The sequence below is a fragment of the Actinoplanes sp. NPDC049802 genome (genome assembly GCF_040656595.1).
In the GTDB taxonomy this organism is placed as follows: domain Bacteria; phylum Actinomycetota; class Actinomycetes; order Mycobacteriales; family Micromonosporaceae; genus Actinoplanes.
Window position 1 is genome coordinate 1 of record NZ_JBFAMR010000120.1, and the last position, 14,601, is coordinate 14,601.

Annotated in this window: 17 protein-coding genes and 2 pseudogenes; 9 read left to right on the forward strand and 10 right to left on the reverse strand. The window is 69.6% G+C overall.

Going from position 1 to position 14,601, the window contains the following annotated elements; translation table 11 throughout:
• Positions 1-151 precede the first annotated feature (151 nt).
• From AB0I88_RS39100 to AB0I88_RS39120, 5 genes are all read right to left on the reverse strand, one after another.
• Complete coding sequence (locus AB0I88_RS39100) at positions 152-775, reverse strand: choice-of-anchor M domain-containing protein (RefSeq protein ID WP_361036953.1); 624 nt, start codon at positions 773-775, stop codon at positions 152-154.
• Positions 772-1,413, reverse strand: a complete 642-nt coding sequence (locus AB0I88_RS39105; protein WP_361036955.1) for a choice-of-anchor M domain-containing protein — start codon at positions 1,411-1,413, stop codon at positions 772-774. Before AB0I88_RS39105 ends, AB0I88_RS39100 begins: the two co-directional genes overlap by 4 nt.
• A 67-nt stretch (positions 1,414-1,480) precedes the next feature.
• Positions 1,481-2,995: a TIGR03773 family transporter-associated surface protein gene (locus tag AB0I88_RS39110; RefSeq protein WP_361036957.1), complete on the reverse strand. Its 1,515-nt coding sequence runs from the start codon at positions 2,993-2,995 to the stop codon at positions 1,481-1,483.
• The gene (locus AB0I88_RS39115; protein ID WP_361036959.1) at positions 2,992-4,026 is read right to left on the reverse strand and encodes a DUF916 domain-containing protein; all 1,035 of its coding nucleotides are present in this window, start codon (positions 4,024-4,026) and stop codon (positions 2,992-2,994) included. Before AB0I88_RS39115 ends, AB0I88_RS39110 begins: the two co-directional genes overlap by 4 nt.
• Positions 4,027-4,102: 76 nt before the next feature.
• Entirely contained in the window at positions 4,103-5,539 is a 1,437-nt protein-coding gene (locus AB0I88_RS39120) for a choice-of-anchor M domain-containing protein (protein ID WP_361036983.1), read from the reverse strand.
• Between the two features lie 345 nt (positions 5,540-5,884).
• Here AB0I88_RS39120 and AB0I88_RS39125 point away from each other — a divergent pair, with 345 nt between their 5' ends.
• The 5 genes from AB0I88_RS39125 to AB0I88_RS39145 are packed head-to-tail and all read left to right on the forward strand — an operon-like array spanning position 5,885 to position 9,655.
• The gene (locus tag AB0I88_RS39125) at positions 5,885-6,871 is read left to right on the forward strand and encodes a metal ABC transporter substrate-binding protein (RefSeq protein WP_361036961.1); all 987 of its coding nucleotides are present in this window, start codon (positions 5,885-5,887) and stop codon (positions 6,869-6,871) included.
• Between the two features lies 1 nt (position 6,872).
• Positions 6,873-7,628, forward strand: a complete 756-nt coding sequence (locus tag AB0I88_RS39130) for a metal ABC transporter ATP-binding protein (protein ID WP_361036963.1) — start codon at positions 6,873-6,875, stop codon at positions 7,626-7,628.
• On the forward strand, positions 7,625-8,512 hold the full coding sequence (locus tag AB0I88_RS39135) for a metal ABC transporter permease (protein ID WP_361036965.1): 888 nt from the start codon (positions 7,625-7,627) through the stop codon (positions 8,510-8,512). Before AB0I88_RS39130 ends, AB0I88_RS39135 begins: the two co-directional genes overlap by 4 nt.
• Positions 8,496-9,329, forward strand: coding sequence for a metal ABC transporter permease (locus AB0I88_RS39140; protein ID WP_361036967.1), 834 nt, complete (start codon positions 8,496-8,498; stop codon positions 9,327-9,329). Before AB0I88_RS39135 ends, AB0I88_RS39140 begins: the two co-directional genes overlap by 17 nt.
• Positions 9,326-9,655: a metalloregulator ArsR/SmtB family transcription factor gene (locus AB0I88_RS39145; protein ID WP_361036969.1), complete on the forward strand. Its 330-nt coding sequence runs from the start codon at positions 9,326-9,328 to the stop codon at positions 9,653-9,655. The genes AB0I88_RS39140 and AB0I88_RS39145 overlap by 4 nt, the downstream gene beginning before the upstream one ends.
• On the opposite strand, the pseudogene AB0I88_RS39150 reads toward AB0I88_RS39145, so the two are convergent.
• Positions 9,656-9,906, reverse strand: a pseudogene (locus AB0I88_RS39150) (type B 50S ribosomal protein L31).
• 820 nt (positions 9,907-10,726) lie between these two features.
• On the opposite strand from AB0I88_RS39150, the gene AB0I88_RS39155 reads away from it, so the two are divergent.
• From AB0I88_RS39155 to AB0I88_RS39165, 3 genes are all read left to right on the forward strand, one after another.
• Positions 10,727-11,047 (forward strand): hypothetical protein, encoded by a 321-nt coding sequence (locus tag AB0I88_RS39155; protein ID WP_361036971.1) that lies wholly within the window; start codon positions 10,727-10,729, stop codon positions 11,045-11,047.
• Positions 11,044-11,523 carry a GAF domain-containing protein gene (locus tag AB0I88_RS39160; protein WP_361036973.1) on the forward strand — a complete coding sequence of 160 codons (480 nt, stop codon included), beginning with the start codon at positions 11,044-11,046 and terminating at the stop codon, positions 11,521-11,523. Before AB0I88_RS39155 ends, AB0I88_RS39160 begins: the two co-directional genes overlap by 4 nt.
• A 114-nt stretch (positions 11,524-11,637) precedes the next feature.
• Entirely contained in the window at positions 11,638-11,913 is a 276-nt protein-coding gene (locus AB0I88_RS39165; protein ID WP_361036975.1) for an excalibur calcium-binding domain-containing protein, read from the forward strand.
• A 166-nt stretch (positions 11,914-12,079) separates the two neighbouring features.
• On the opposite strand, the gene AB0I88_RS39170 is transcribed toward AB0I88_RS39165, so the two are convergent.
• The 3 genes and pseudogenes from AB0I88_RS39170 to AB0I88_RS39180 all read right to left on the reverse strand — a co-directional run bounded on the left by AB0I88_RS39170 (position 12,080) and on the right by AB0I88_RS39180 (position 13,360).
• Positions 12,080-12,271 (reverse strand): DUF488 domain-containing protein, encoded by a 192-nt coding sequence (locus AB0I88_RS39170; protein ID WP_361036984.1) that lies wholly within the window; start codon positions 12,269-12,271, stop codon positions 12,080-12,082.
• Positions 12,272-12,347: 76 nt separating this feature from the next.
• Positions 12,348-12,584, reverse strand: a pseudogene (locus tag AB0I88_RS39175) (DUF488 domain-containing protein); the annotation flags it as partial.
• On the reverse strand, positions 12,545-13,360 hold the full coding sequence (locus AB0I88_RS39180) for a transposase (protein ID WP_361036977.1): 816 nt from the start codon (positions 13,358-13,360) through the stop codon (positions 12,545-12,547). The gene AB0I88_RS39180 and the pseudogene AB0I88_RS39175, both read right to left, overlap by 40 nt.
• Positions 13,361-13,734: 374 nt before the next feature.
• Here AB0I88_RS39180 and AB0I88_RS39185 point away from each other — a divergent pair, with 374 nt between their 5' ends.
• Entirely contained in the window at positions 13,735-14,061 is a 327-nt protein-coding gene (locus AB0I88_RS39185) for a hypothetical protein (RefSeq protein WP_361036979.1), read from the forward strand.
• 188 nt (positions 14,062-14,249) lie between these two features.
• Here the strand turns inward: AB0I88_RS39185 and AB0I88_RS39190 are convergent, their stop codons facing one another.
• Entirely contained in the window at positions 14,250-14,441 is a 192-nt protein-coding gene (locus tag AB0I88_RS39190; protein WP_361036981.1) for a hypothetical protein, read from the reverse strand.
• Positions 14,442-14,601 lie beyond the last annotated feature (160 nt).

Genomic DNA, 14,601 nt, shown 5'->3' on the forward strand with positions numbered 1-14,601 from the left:
CGGGGCGCCCGGCTGGCTGGCCTGGCCTTCGACCACGGGGGGCCGGCCTGGGCGCCGAGCAGCAGGGTGGCGGCGAGCAGGCGTTTCATCGGTCTCCGGGTACGGTGGGCGGTGGGTCCGCTCCACTTCCACTGGAGCGGACCCACCTCGTTTACGGCAGGACGGTGAAGGTGAACGCCTTGACGCCGGTGGTGATCGTGGCTCCGGTGCTGATCAGCTTGCCGGTCACCTCGAAGTTGAGGGTGTAGGTTCCGGCCGCGGTGAAGCCCCAGTTGGCGTGGGTGTGTGCGTTGTAGGTGACGGTCCGCGTGTCGGGCAGGCCGTTGGAGGAGTCGAACAGCCTGGTCGGGGTGCCGGCCGAGACGGTGTAGACGCTGACGTGGCCGGGTCCGGTGAAACTGTTCAGCCGGAAGGTCACCGAGTTGCTCTGGAACACTCCGGACGGAACCTCCGCGGTGTTCCAGCCGGCCCAGAGCAGACCGCTGGTGTTGCCCTGCGGCAGCACCCACGCGGTGCTTCCGGCCGTGCCGAGGAACGACCATGCGCTGCCGGCCGGCACGGTGATCTTCGCGGCCGCCGGCACCTGGAAGACCACGTCGGCCGGGTTGCGCTCGGCGACGTCGTCGTTGACGTTCAGGACCAGGGATCCGGCGGTGTAGTCGACGTCGAGGACGTCGACGTGGCCGCTGGTGAGAGTGACGGTGGCGGCCTGCGCCGGCACGGCGGCCGCGACCACCAGGCTCACCGCGGCGGCGAGGACCGCGGCGGCCCTCACGGCTGGACCACGAACTTGTAGACGGCCGGCTCCGAGGTGACGGTCTGGCCGGTGGCGGCTAGCTTCGCGGTCGCCCGGACCTTGATGAGGTAGACGCCGGCCTTCTGGAACGCCCAGCTGGCGTGCTGGTGCGTGCCGGTCGCGAGCGGCAGCGCGTCGGGCAAACCGTCACCGCTGTTGACCAGCACGTTCGGGGCGCCGACGGCGTTCTCGGTGAAGACGGCGACGCGGCCGGCGCCGGTGACCTTCTCGAACCTCAGCGTGACCGTGTCGGCGGCGAAGACGCCGCTCTCGATCTCCTCGGTGGCGATGCCGGGCCAGAGCAGCTCCTCGTTCGGGATCTCGGGCAGGACCCAGACGGGCTTGCCCGCGACACCGAGGAAGCCGAACGAGGGGTCGGCCGGGACCGTGGTCTTCGCAGCATTCTTGACCAGGAAGACCACGTCGTCGACCGCGCGCTCGACGGTCTCGTCGTGGACGCCGATCTCGAGGACACCGTCCTCATAGGCGAGGTCGACCACATCGACGTGCCCGGCGCTCAGCACCACGGTGTCGGTGGCCTGGGCGGGCACGGCGGCGCCGAGCAGGACGGCGGCGAGGATGCCGCTGCCGAGCAGAAGGCGAAGCGGTTTACGCAAGGGAATTCTCCTTGGATGGGTCCGGCGTCCGATCGCCGGGCAGATTAGATGCTAATGGTATTCATTTTCATGGGGAAGGGTCGGGAGTGGACACGTGACCGGGCTCGCTGCGACGCCTCCGGGCGAGCACGACGGCGGCCGTGCCTGCGGTGAGCAGGAGTGCTCCGCCGCCGGCGATCGACATGATGTCGGTGCCGGTCTTGGCGAGCCCCCCGCCGCTCTTGTCGTCGACGGCTGATCCACCACCGTTGTCCGGACCCGGGTCGTCTCCGCCGCCGGTGTCCGTCGAGTTTCCGACGGCGACGGTCAGGGTCCTGGTGTCCGACACGCTCTTCCCGGCGGTCGTGGTGGCGGCCATGTCGACGGTGAGCTTGTAGATCCCGGCCTTGGTGAAGGCCCAGTTGCCATGCGCATGGGTGTTCGGTGCGATGCCCAGTTGCTGCGGCAGCGACTTGGCCGAGTCGAAGATCACCTTGGGTGTGCCGAACGAACCGGTCAGGAACAGCTTGAACTGACCCGGGCCGCTGACCTGCTTGAGGCGCCAGGTGACGGTGCCCTTGGTGCCCTTGACCACGGATTCGTGCTGGGTGTTCCAGCCGGGCCAGACGATGCCGGCCTGCTGCGACTGGGGCAGCAGGTGAACCTTGTCGCCGGCCTTGCCGAGGAACGCGTACCCGGCACCCGACGGCACGTCGATCAGGGCCTTGTCGGTGACCTTGAGCGTGACGTCAGTGAGTTCCCGCCAGGTCGGGGGAGTGGTGCTGTCGTCCTTGAGCCGGATCGTCAACTTGCCGCCGTCCAGTACCGGACCCATGTCGACGTGCCCGTCGGAGATGACCTTCCTGCCGGTAGCGGTAGGGACCGAGGTAACCGCCGCTACGGCCTTCTCCGCGGCGGTGGACTCCCTGGCCGTCGTAGTGGCCGGGGCGGTCCGCTGCACCCGGGGTGCCTGCTTCGCCGGGACGGCCTCGGCTCCAGCGGGTACCGACACGGTGTAAACCGCCTCGTCTCGCAGCATCTTCGCGCCGGTGCGCGAGGTCGCCCGCAGCGTCACCCGGTACTCCCCGACGGCGTCGAACAACCACACCACGCCGCCCACCCGCTGCCCGGCGGGCAGCCGGGTGCTGCGCCGACCGTCGCTGTCGAGCAGCAGGGTGGGCCGTCCCCATTCCGACAGCGTGTAAGCGGCGAACGCGCCGGAGCCCTCGACCTCGGTGAGTTCCAGGGTCACCTCGCCCTTGGTGATGGCGGTGGTGTCGAAGGTGGAGAACGGCGAGCCGTCCTGCAGCGACCACACTGGTGCGCCGGGGCGGCCGAGGAATGCGAAGGCCGGGTCGTCAGGGATGACGCCGACCGGTGAGCCCGAGGTGGTGAACCTGACCGACTGCGGATCGGTGTCGGTCTTCGCGGCGCTGCGAAAGCTCAGCCGCAGGCCGCCGGACTCGACGGAGAGCGCCATCAGGTCGGCGCCGTCGGCAGGCGTGGCCGCGACCGCCGGTAGGCCAGCGGTCAACGCCATCGCGACCGAGGTGGTGGCGACGGCGACCGTCTTGCGCAGACGGTGGGTTCTCCGGCGGGTCATCGGGTTCCTTCCTTCTCGAGGTTTGCGTTCGCCTGTTCGCGCCCGCGTTTCTCGGCGGCGGCGAGGGCTGCCTGCATGCGGCGGTGGTGCCGGCGGCGGGCGGCGAGCAGGGCGGCGGCGAGGGCGATGAGAGCCAGTTGCGGCCACGGCATCAGCCAGAGGGTGTGCTGGGAGACCGCGCGGACCGGTGCCGGATCGATGGTGCGGCCGTCGGCGGGCGCGGGCAGGATGTCGAGCGTCAGCTGTTCCCGGAACAGGGGTGGCACCGTGTTCAGCGTGACGGTGCTGGTCAGGGAACCGCCGGGCAGGATCTCCGGGATCGCGGCTGCCGTGGTGGTGCGGGCGCCGAGCCCGAACGGCCCCTCAATGCGGGCCGACGGGGTGCCGCCGAGGCGTACGTTGCCGGTGTTGGCCACGGTGAAAGTCGCGGTGACACGCGGCAGCCGCAGGGGATTCCCGGAGGTCGCGCCCTGGATCTTGACATCGGTCACGGTGAGCGAAGGTTGCAGCGGTCCGGTGACGCGCAGGTAGACGCGGCTGCCGACCCGGTGGTCGACGGAGACCTTGTTGCCGGCGGTATCGGTGGTATCGGCGACCAAGGAGGCGACGACACCGGCCGCATGGTCACCAGGCGTGGCGTTGGTCGGGACGGTGAGGGTGAACGGCACGACGACCCGCGACGACGCCGGAAGCGTGATCCGCTGCTGACCGAGCTTGATCCACTGGCCGGCGTCGATGGGCACGGCGTTGCCGGCGCGCAGGTCGAAGCCGCCACCGGCCGTGATGAACGCGTCATGGGCGTAGACGCGTAGGGTCAGCGGCTGCTTCGAGTGGTTGGTGACGGCGACGTGGTCGGTCACGGTGGCGCCGGGGTCGAGCTTGTAGTCCAGTGCGGGTCGCCCGTTCGGCCCTTTCGGGCCCGAAGGTGACACCGACCAGGTCAGCGAGTCGTCTCCGGGGGCGGCCTGGGCCGGTGCGGGCAGGACGAGGACGGCCAGAGCCAGAGCGGCTGCGGCGATGCGGGTACGCATGAGGGGGTCTTTCGTTGGACCGGGGTCGCGGGGCGGCCGGGACAGGGGGTCACCGCCGGAGCCGCCCCGCGACGTCTCAGATGGCGGTCAGGGTCAGGGTGCCGGTGTAGGTGCCGGCCGCCGTGTCGGTCGGGACGCTGAGCTTGAGCGCCGCGTCGAGTTGGGCGCTGCCCAGGCCCTTGCCGTTCGGTGCGGACGCCAGCACGGCGCTGCCGCCGAGGCCGGTGTGCGGTTGCACGGTGTTGTACGGGTGGGCGACCGGCCCGGCCACCACACCCTGCTGGCCACCCTGTGCGGTGATGCTGGGTGTCCAGCCGAGGTAACCACCGGCGAAGGTCTTGCCGTCCTCGGTCTTGAACCCGTCGGCGACCTGTCCGGACGCCGTCCAGCCGGGCTGAGCGGCTCGGGTGTCGGTGACGGTCACCGGCTTGAGCGCGCCGGTGCTCTCCCACCGGTCGCCTGCCGCGGACAGCACGGCTGTGGGCAGGGTGACGGCGCGGTTGCCGGGATCGACGCTGATCACGAGGGCGCCGTCGGACGCGTTGATGGTGGCGGTCACCGACTTGGCCGTGCTGCTGCCCTCCGGCGGGAACGCCACCCACAGCCAAACCTCGGTGCTGGTCGCCACCACTCTCTCGCCGTCGTACAGCTTGACGACGTACTGCGTGCCGTTGAGGGCCCGCGTCGCGGTGAAACCGTACGACGCGCTGGTCTCGCCCTCGATCGGCATGAACTCGTCCTCGGTCGGTTTCCTGCTGAACCACCGGTACTTGGTCAGCGAGCCTTGCGGGGACTGGACGGCCTGCAGCGTGACGGTGTCGCCGGGCTGGTACTCACCCTCGGACATGCCGGAGATGCCCAGGCTGAGATCGCCACCGCCGGACTGCAGTTCTCCGACGACGAACCGGTAGCCGACCGACCCGGTGGTCAGCGTGGTTCCGTTGGGCAGTGTGGCGTCGGCCTGGAACTTCAGCGTGTACGTGCCGGTCGCGGAGAACACCCACCCGGCGTGGGCGTGGGTGTGGACCGGGACGTCGAGCCGGTCGGGCAGCCCGTCGTTGCTGCGGAACTTGATGTTCGGCATGCCGAGGGAGTTGGTGTCGAACAGGGTCACGTCGCCGGGGCCGTCCACCCCGACGAGGCTGAGGCGGATCTTGTCGCCGAAGAAGACGCCGGATTTCAGGGTGGTGGTGTTCCAGCCGGGCCAGAGCAGAGCCGGATCCTGGACCTGTGGGAGCATCCAGATCTTGCTGCCGGGCGTGCCCAGGAACGAGAAGGCGGGCAGGTCCGGCACGACGGTCTCGGCGGCGGGCAGCACCTGGAACGTCACGTCGGCCGGGTCGCGTACCACCGCGGGGCTCACCGTGTCGTCCTTGACCTTCAAGGTCAGCGCGCCGTTCTCGTAGTGCACGTCGACAGCGTCGGTGTGCCCTCTGGACAGCACCACCGGGTCGGCGGCGCGTGCCGGAGCGGCGCCGAACAGGACGGCGGTTGCCAGGGTGAGACCAGCGATGCTGGACGCGACCCCGGTGGAGGGTCCCTTCACGCATCGTCTCCTTCCACGAAACTAATGAAAACGAATATCGTTTTCGCGCAGACAGTAGCAGGTGGCGAGGGAATCGAGGAGCTGTCGCCTGTGGATGCGGTGGTGATGAACACGATATCGATTTTCATCTTCAGGGTAGTCGGCCGCACTGTCCACACCTGGAGGCTTCGAGGCGCGAGCCCACCATCGAAATCTTCGGGACGTGCCGCGACTGCGCCGCGTAGTCGACCTCAATACATCGTCACTTTGCCATTGGACGATAGTTTCTGAGAATGATTATCGTTCCACTCCTCAGTGACAGGAGTGGAACCGATGAAGTACGCCCATCGTCTGGTCTGGACCGCCGCCATCGCCGCGGCCACCACCGCGCTAGCCGCCTGTGGTTCCGGCACCCCCGAGGCCGGGGCCTCGTCCGCGACGAGCGGCCCGAAGCTCGCCGTCGTGGCCACCACGCCGGAGGTCGCCGACTTCGTCCGCAACATCGGTGGCGCCGACGTCGCCGTCACCCAGATCGTCAAGCCCAACGTCGACCCGCACGACTACGAGCCGACGCCCGCCGACCTGCAGGCCATCGCCACCGCCAAGCTGGTCGTCAAGAACGGCGTGGGCCTCGAGGAATGGCTCGACCGCACCATCGAGTCGGCCGGCTTCAAGGGAACCGTCGTCGACTCCAGCGAAGGCGTCACCCTGCGCGAAGGTGGTCACCACGAGGGAGAGGGCAAGCACGCCGAGGAGGAGGGTGAGGCGAACGCGGAGGAGCACGACCCGCACATCTGGCACGACCCGCGCAATGCCAAGATCATGGTGGCGAACATCCAGAAGGGTCTCGCCGCGGCCGAACCGGCCAAGGCCGACGCGTTCGCGAAGAACCTCGCCGCCTACAGCGCCGATCTCGACAAGCTCGACAGCGACAACGCCGCCGCGTGGGCGAAGGTCGACAAGGCCGACCGCAAGCTGGTCACCAACCACGATGCGTTCGGCTACTACATCGCCCGCTACGATCTGGAGTTCGTCGGGTCGGTCATCCCCAGCCTCGACACCTCGGCCGAGCTGTCGGCCAAGCAGCTCACCGACCTGGTCGCGAAGATCAAGGCCACCGGTACCACGGCGATCTTCGCGGAGAGCTCGCTGCCGCCCAAGACCGCCGAGGCGATCGCGCAGCAGGCCAGCGTCAAGGTGGTAGCCGGTGAGGACGCCCTGTTCGGCGACAGCCTCGGCGCGCCGGACAGCCCGGAGGGTACCTACCTCGGTGCCGAACGGCACAACACGCAGGTCATCGTCGACGCGCTGGCCGGCTGACATGGAGACCGCCGCCCTGCGCCTGGCCGGGGTCAGCGTGGGCTACTCGGGCACTCCCGTGGTCACCGGCGTCGACCTCGAACTCGGGCCGGGGCAGCGGCTCGCCCTGGTCGGCCCGAACGGCGCCGGCAAGTCCACTCTCATCAAATCGGTGCTCGGCCTCGCCGACATCCTCGACGGCGAGGCCATCGTCCTCGACCGGACTCCGGCCCGTGCCCGGGAGCTGACCGGGTACGTGCCGCAGACCGGCAACCTCGACTCCGACTTTCCGGTCAGCGTCCGGCAGGTCGTCATGATGGGCCGCTACCGGCGGCTCGGCTGGTGGCGGCCCGCCCGTGCCGCCGACCGCCGGGCGGTCACCGAGGCCCTCGATCGGGTAGGGCTCGCCGACCGGGCCGGCATGCGGTTCGGCCTGCTCTCCGGGGGCCAGCGGCAGCGGGTGCTGCTCGCCCGCGCGATCGCAGCCCGGCCTCGGCTGCTGCTGCTCGACGAGCCGTTCAACGGCGTCGACGCGGTCAGCCAGGAGGCCATCGTCCGGGTGCTGCGGGAACTGTCGGCCGACGGCACCGCGCTGGTGCTCAGCACCCACGACCTCGCCGTCGCCCGTGACCTCGCCGACCTGGTCTGCCTGATCAACGGGCGCCAGTGGGCGGTGGGCGGACCCGGCGAGACCCTCATGGCAGAGCCGCTACGGCGGGCGTACGGCAGCTCCGCCATCGACCTGGCCGACGGCCGGATGGTGCTGGTCGACCTATGATCGAGCCGTTCACCGTACCGTTCATGGGCCGCGCCCTGACCGAGATCGCGCTGCTGGCGCTGATCTGCGGCCCGGTCAGCGTGTTCGTCTTCGTGCGCCGGCTGTCGTTCGTGTCCGACGCGCTCACCCACACGGTGTTCCCGGGTGTCGTGGTCGGGTTCGTTGCGGGCGGCATCGAGGGTCTGTTCACCGGCGCGCTGGTGGCCGGAGTGCTCACCGCCGTGGCGCTGACCGTGCTGACCCGCAGTGCCCGGCTCACCGACGACGCCGCCACCGCGGTCCTGCTCACCGCGATGTTCTCGATCGGCGTCATCCTGGTCTCGCGGCGCACGTCGTACACCTCCGATCTGACCGCCTTTCTCTTCGGCCGGCTGCTGACCGTGACGCCGCGGCAGATCGCCGAGACCGCCGTGCTCTCCGTGGTGATCCTCGTGGCACTGGCGCTCGGGGCGCGGGCGCTGCTGTTCCGCGCCTTCGACCCGGCCGGAGCGGCCGCCGCCGGGCTGCGCATCGGCTGGCTGGACCTGGGGCTCAACATCATGCTCGCCTTGGTCGTGGTCGCCGCCGTCCGCGCGGTCGGCACGATCCTGGTCGTCGCGCTGCTGATCATCCCGGCCGCCGCCGCCCGGATGGTCACCGACCGGCTCGTCTTGATGGCCGTCGCCGGCACCGGGCTGGTCCTCGCGGCCGGCTACCTCGGACTGCTGCTGAGCTGGACCGCCTCGCTGCGTTACGGGGTGGCGCTGACCTCGGCGTCGGCCGTGGTCCTGATGCTGGTGCTGGCCTACCTGCTGCTCCTACCGGTACGGCTGTGGCGAGATCGCCGTCGTCCCGCGCTGCCGATTCCCTTGCCGAGGAGGTCACCGCATGAATTGGTGGGATGACGTGATGCACCGGGCCGTCACCGAGGTGGTCCTCGTCGGCGCGCTGACCGGGCTGATCGGGGTGCAGGTGGTCGTGCGGCGGCTGTCGTTCTTCACCATGGCGCTGACCCACGCCACCTTCCCCGGCGTGGTCGCCGCCTCGATCATCGGGGTGAACCTGCTGCTCGGCGGCGTCGTGACCGGCGCGGTCGTGGCTCTCGGGGTGGCCGCGCTGACCCGCCGGCGCGGCCAGGACGCGGCGGCCGCCACCGGGGTGCTGGTATCCGGCGGGTTCGCGCTCGGCGCCGCGCTCGTGGCCATGCAGAGCGGGTTCAGCCGGGACCTGTCATCCTTCCTGGTCGGCTCGATCCTCACCGTCAGCGCGTTCGACCTGATCGTCACGGCCGCTGTGCTGGCCGTGGTCGCGTTGGTGCTGCTGCTGTGTGCCCGGCCGCTGCTGTACGCGGGATTCGACCCGGTCGGCGCCCGCGCCTCGGGGATCCGGGCCAGTGGATGGGACGTGGTTCTGCTGCTCACCATCGTGCTGGTCGTGGTGACCGTGGTCCCGGCCGTCGGCACGATCCTGGCCCTGTCGCTGATCGTCGCGCCGGCCGCGGCCGCCCGGCTCTGGTCCGATCGGCTACCGGTCGCGACCGTCCTGGCGATCGCGTTCGCCATCACGAGCGGGCTGGCCGGGCTCTACGTCTCCAGCAGCTGGAACGTCGCCGCCGGCGCGAGCATCTCGCTGGCCGCGACCGCGGCGCTGGTGCTGTCGTGGGGCCTGCAACGGCTGGGCCGGATCGCGCGCGGGACACGCGTGCGGACGGTGCCGGCATGAGCGCCGATTTGACTCATCCGGCTCACCTCGACCGGGCGGTCGAGGTCCTGCGGGGTATGGCGTACCAGCACCGTCTGCACATCCTGATGGTGCTGCGCGACGGTGAGGCCACCCCGGCGCAGCTGAGCGAGGTCGTACCGGCGCACCCGACCGCGATCTCACACCACCTGCGCCACCTGGCCGACGCGGGCTTGGTCCTGCGTCGCCGCCGGGGCCAGCCGGTCTACTACTCGCTGTCGAGTGAGTCGACCGGCAAGATGATCGATGACCTGCTCGATTTCGTGACCGGAGGTGATGAGCGGCACTCCGGTGCCGCCCATCACTGATCACTCGGCGGCGCGGGCGTACTTGGCGCGGAACTTCTCCACCCGGCCGGCGGTGTCGAGCAGCCGTTTCCTAGCGGTCCAGAACGGGTGGCTGCCGCGGAGATCTCCACGTCGATCACCGGGTAGGTGTTGCCGTCCTCCCATTCGACGGTCTTGTCGCTGGCGGCGGTGGACCGGGTGAGGAAGGCGAAGCCGACGCTGCGGTCGCGGTAGACGACCGGGTGGTAGTCGGGGTGGATGCCGCGTTTCATGGTTGGTTCTCCTCGATGAGGGTGTTGTCGTTGATCCGCGGGAAGCAGCCGGCGCACCTCGCGCAGCGCGCGGGCGTACGGGATGCCGTCACGCGCGGCCAGCTCACGGGGCTGCGCGCTGGTCCTTGCACACCATGACGTGTCCTTGCCCGGTCGGAGTCCACGCTCCGCGGCCGCGGCGTCCATGGGTGGGCATCTGCGGGGGAGAGCTGTCTACCTGGCACGTCGGCTGAGGCGCTTGTTGTCGTCCTGGACGCGGCGTGGGCGCGTCATGCGGGTCTCGGAGTCGGACCGGTGCATCGACCTGACCGCATCGTAACCGTACCCACCGGCAACCCCGTGACCGCCGCAGCGGTGACCCCATGAGTGAGGGCCACCCCAAGGGTGAGTCGCGGCGGGGACGGCTTGGGGTGCGCTCCTGAGCGGGGCTGTGGGTTTGTGACTCCATGGACCTGTGACTGCGGTGCCGCCCCGGACCCGGTTGCGCCCCGGGTCGGCGGGCGGCCCCGGTTCGGATGACAGACCTTCCGGTGCCGGGCGGGCGTCGGGGCTGCCAGCCGAGGCAAAGCTGGGTGAGACGCCGGGAATCATCCGGCTGATAGCAGGGTTGAGCTGGGGCGATGCTGTTCGCGGTGCTGCGGGGGGGTATCGCTTGTTGTCACCGATCCGGAGCCGGGATGGCCTGTTGTGGGTGCATGATCGACGTGAGAAAGGGGGATGAGCCTGTCCCGCCGATACGTCAGCGAGGTTTGTTGTTTGCCCCCGGTCCCCGCGCCAGCGGGAGAGGACCAGCGCTGTGACGTCTACCCGGAAGGCGATCATGACCGTGCCGAAGATCGATATGCGAGACCCGGAGCCGATCAGTGAGGACAGCGCCGTACATGATCTGGCCGAGCAGGTCGGCCGGGAACTAGCCGAGGCGCTGTGGCGGATGGCGGCCCGGCAGTTGGGGGTGGCCCGGCCGGTGCACCGGACGGAGGACCTGCGCCGGATGGCCGACCACCTGATGACGGTGACGGAATTGGCCCGGGTGGCCAGCCGGTCGCTGAAGATTCGCGTTATCACCTACGAAGCGCTTGCCCAGCAGGAGGTCACGTCGTGCCCGCACGTTGCCCCGAGCTCACCAAACCTGGCCGATTGAACGAGATCGCCCGGCTGGGATTGGACCGGGAACAGGCCCGGCCCTGGCTGACCGAGGTAGTCGATACGGTCGCGGCACGGCTGAGCACCCCGTTCGCGTTGATCACCGTGCTGCTCGATCGGGCCCAGGCGTTCGCCGCGGGGCATGGCCCGATTCCCGGTTGGCTGGCCGAGGCCGGCGGCACCCCGATCGAGTGGGCGTTCTGCACCACCCTGCTGCGTAGCGGGAGCGTGTGCGGCATTCCCGACCTCACCGCCGATCCGAATCACCGGGACAACCCGCTGGTCACGGTGGCCGGGGTCCGTGCCTACCTCGGCGCACCGCTGGTGTCACCGCACGGGCATGCGCTCGGCGGGCTGTGTGCTCTCGACCTGAGGCCGCGCCGGTTCACCGCAGAACAGACGGTGTTCCTGCAACAGATGGCCACCGAAGCGGTCCGCCGTATCGAAAGCCACGCCGAACCGGCCGGAGCGTAGTGCCACGAGAGGGGGACGGGTGGGTGATTGCTCGGGAGCGGACGATCGACCGACATCGCACGCCGTGACCGATTCAGTACCCTTCTCGGACCCCATCCGTTCGAAAGGACATTCATGCGTCAGCGCATCACCGCCGCCGTCATGGCCGGCCTGCTGGCAGCCACCGGCACCGTCGTGGCCACCAGCCCAGCCGAGGCGGCGCCGAAGACGTACAAGACGTGCGCCGCTCTGAACAAGGACTACCCGCACGGGGTGGGCCGCAAGGGCGCCAAGGACAAGGTCCGCGGGACGACGAAGCCGGTCACCAACTTCAAGCGCAACAACGCCTTGTACGAGGCGAACAAGGGCCGCGACCGGGACAAGGACAAGATCGCCTGCGAGAAGCGCTGACGGAATGCGGAAGCCGCCCCCGATCGTGACGATCGGGGGCGGCTTTTCATCATCGTGCGTCGTGCAGGCGTCCCGGAATCCATCCCGGATATCGCTTGGCCGGACTGGCGTCTTCTCCTCCGGGCCGGCGCTGCTTTCCCTGATCTCACCGGACATGACAGTCTGTCTATCTGCAACTGTCTTGTCGCTGTGGGCGATGGTCGGTGCCGGCACCGAGACGCCGCTGAACCTCCTCGATCAGGACCTGGCGGTGGCAGTGGTCCTCGTCGGCCTCGAAGCAGAGCACGGCGACGCGTTCCTGGCGACCGGCGGCGGCGACGTCCTCGAGCGCCTGGCGAGCCTGCGGCTGTGCCAGCAGTCGGCGTACCGGGTGCGGGCCTGGTTGCGGGCGGCGCCGGTGCCGGCGAACCTGGGTCGGTTGTCCGGCGGTGCTCGTAGACGATGCCGGCGTCGTGCAGCGCCTTCCCGAGCGCGGTCTTGCTCAGCCCTCGCTTGCGCGACAGCGGAGTCAGCCGGACGTCGACGAGCCGGGACACCCCCAGCGCGTGCAACTGCATGATGAGCTCTTCGACGGTGCGGCCCTGATAGCCGACACCGACGAGACGACCCGCGGGATCCTGTTGCCTGGACGTCACGCGATCACCGCTTGGGGATACTTGATGTCGATCCACTGATCGTGGGTGATGCTGTCGCAGGCGGTGCGGATCTTCGTGTCGATACGGGTGGTGACCGAGAACCGCACGTCCCGGCGGCGGCAGGCGGCGATGACGGCCTTGGCGTAGAACGCCGAGTCGGCCCAGACTACGATCTCACCCGTGGCGCCGCACGCCCGGGCCGTGGTGATCGTCTCGGCGATCATGCTCGCCGTGCCCCGGCTGGAGCCGGCGTTACCACCGCGCAGGCGCGTGGCGGCGATCACCGGCGCTGCCAGGGGTGTCGAGAGGGTCGCGATCAGCGGGTTGTAGCCGCGCAGCATGACGTTGTAGCCGCCGACTTTGGTGTGGCCGAAGCCGATGCCCTGCTTCTGCTTTCCGTAGACCCGGCGCAGCATCGAGTCGACGTCGATGAAGGTGAGCACGTCGGCGCCGGCCAGCAGTGGGACCCGTGCGGCCAGGCCGATCAGGGTGTCACGGGCGGCGGCCTGCAACTGCCGGACATACGCGTGGGTGAAGGTGCGCAGGAACGAGCCGAGGGTCGACGGCGCGTACACGCTGGTGAACAGTGTTCTCATGCCGCCGTGCCGGGCGATGTCGAGGTCGTCGATGCTGTCGGCGCCGGCGAGCATGCCCGCGACGGTCGTGGCGACCTTCCCGGCCGGGTTGACGCCCTTGTCCGTCGGCAGCGACACCCGATCGGAGACCGCGTCGTGCAGGCCGGCTTGCTGGGCCAGGCGCATCATCGGGACCAGCCCGGCACACGACACCAGATTCGGATCATCGAACGTCACGGCCGTCACCGGTGCGTCATAGCGTAATCTCACCTGCAAGGTGCCCTCGCGGACCGGCGGAATAGAAGCGTCAGAACTCCTATCCCCCCAGTTCAGAGGGTACTTTCTATACCCCGGGGTACCGCCGTCTCAACATTCAGCGGTGGATCGAGGCTGAGGTCAGCCATATCCGTTGGTCTTTTCCGCCAGGACTACGGGCACCCCTCGGCGACATCTTTACCCGTGGCCTGTTGGTGTTGCCAGGTGTCCGGGTGTGGTCCGTCCCCGTGGCGTCGACGGCGTCCGCTGCCGGTGTCGGGGGTGGGATGGGCCGTGCCAGCCGAGGCGTTGCCCGGCGTGGCCTGCGGGGCCCGCGGTAGGCGGGGATCCGGGCTGTGACCATCGAGGCGAACACTCCCCCCGACGTGAAGGCGTTCCTGGACGCGGCGGACAGCGTCGTCGACGCGCTGCCGTGGAAGCTCGGCGATACCGACGCGCAGCGCAGACGTGCCCGCGGCCGAGTCGCGTCGCTGGCCCACCAGGTGGCCGGGCTGCTCGCTGGAGGCTGGAGTCTCGACGAGATCCGCACCGCGCTGGCCGCCGCCCCGGACGCCGCGGCCGCGCCGGACCCGGCCGCGCAGGAGAAGCGGTGGCGGTCGGCGCTCAAGCAGGCCCGGCAGGCCAAACGGCTGCCGTGGCAGCCCGCGTCACCGACGAGCTGATCACTGCGGTCGACGTCTCGTCGGCGGCGAGTTGGCCACAGGGCTGCTCGGCCACGACGCCCCGGGACAGGAACCTGCCGCTCACACACCAGATCCGGGCACTCCAACGACCGGGACCCGGCGAGGCGACCCCATGAGTGAGGCCGACCCCATGAGTGAGGGCCGGCCTGTCCGATCCGGATGGGCGGCTACTTCGCGGACCGGCGGCCGCCGTTCCGGCTGTTGTTGTGCGCCGCGGCCCGCTGTGCCCGGGGCGCGGCCTCGGTCCGTGCGGTGCTGCTGGACGGGTGCCTCGCCGCGGCCGACTGCATCCGGGCCGCCGCCTCCGTGGTCATCGCCGTCGACCGCCCACCACCGCTGTTCTTGCCTGACTTGGTCATGACTCCAGTCTCGTTGTTGAGCGTTAGGTTCGTGTCCCTCATGACGACAGGTGAAGTTCCACCCGGGGACCGGACACCGGAGTTTCATGCCGCGAGGGCGATGGGTGGACGATAGCAGACACGTGCTTCGCGTGGTGTCTGGTGTTTCACGGTGGAATGC

Bases quoted from the DNA above. Each gene is read 5' to 3' on its own strand.
- AB0I88_RS39110 (WP_361036957.1), bottom strand. From the start codon at position 2,995: ATGACCCGCCGGAGAACCCACCGTCTGCGCAAGACGGTCGCCGTCGCC.
- AB0I88_RS39115 (WP_361036959.1), bottom strand. From the start codon at position 4,026: ATGCGTACCCGCATCGCCGCAGCCGCTCTGGCTCTGGCCGTCCTCGTC.
- AB0I88_RS39125 (WP_361036961.1), top strand. From the start codon at position 5,885: ATGAAGTACGCCCATCGTCTGGTCTGGACCGCCGCCATCGCCGCGGCC.
- AB0I88_RS39130 (WP_361036963.1), top strand. From the start codon at position 6,873: ATGGAGACCGCCGCCCTGCGCCTGGCCGGGGTCAGCGTGGGCTACTCG.
- AB0I88_RS39135 (WP_361036965.1), top strand. From the start codon at position 7,625: ATGATCGAGCCGTTCACCGTACCGTTCATGGGCCGCGCCCTGACCGAG.
- AB0I88_RS39140 (WP_361036967.1), top strand. From the start codon at position 8,496: ATGAATTGGTGGGATGACGTGATGCACCGGGCCGTCACCGAGGTGGTC.
- AB0I88_RS39145 (WP_361036969.1), top strand. From the start codon at position 9,326: ATGAGCGCCGATTTGACTCATCCGGCTCACCTCGACCGGGCGGTCGAG.
- AB0I88_RS39155 (WP_361036971.1), top strand. From the start codon at position 10,727: ATGACCGTGCCGAAGATCGATATGCGAGACCCGGAGCCGATCAGTGAG.
- AB0I88_RS39165 (WP_361036975.1), top strand. From the start codon at position 11,638: ATGCGTCAGCGCATCACCGCCGCCGTCATGGCCGGCCTGCTGGCAGCC.
- AB0I88_RS39190 (WP_361036981.1), bottom strand. From the start codon at position 14,441: ATGACCAAGTCAGGCAAGAACAGCGGTGGTGGGCGGTCGACGGCGATG.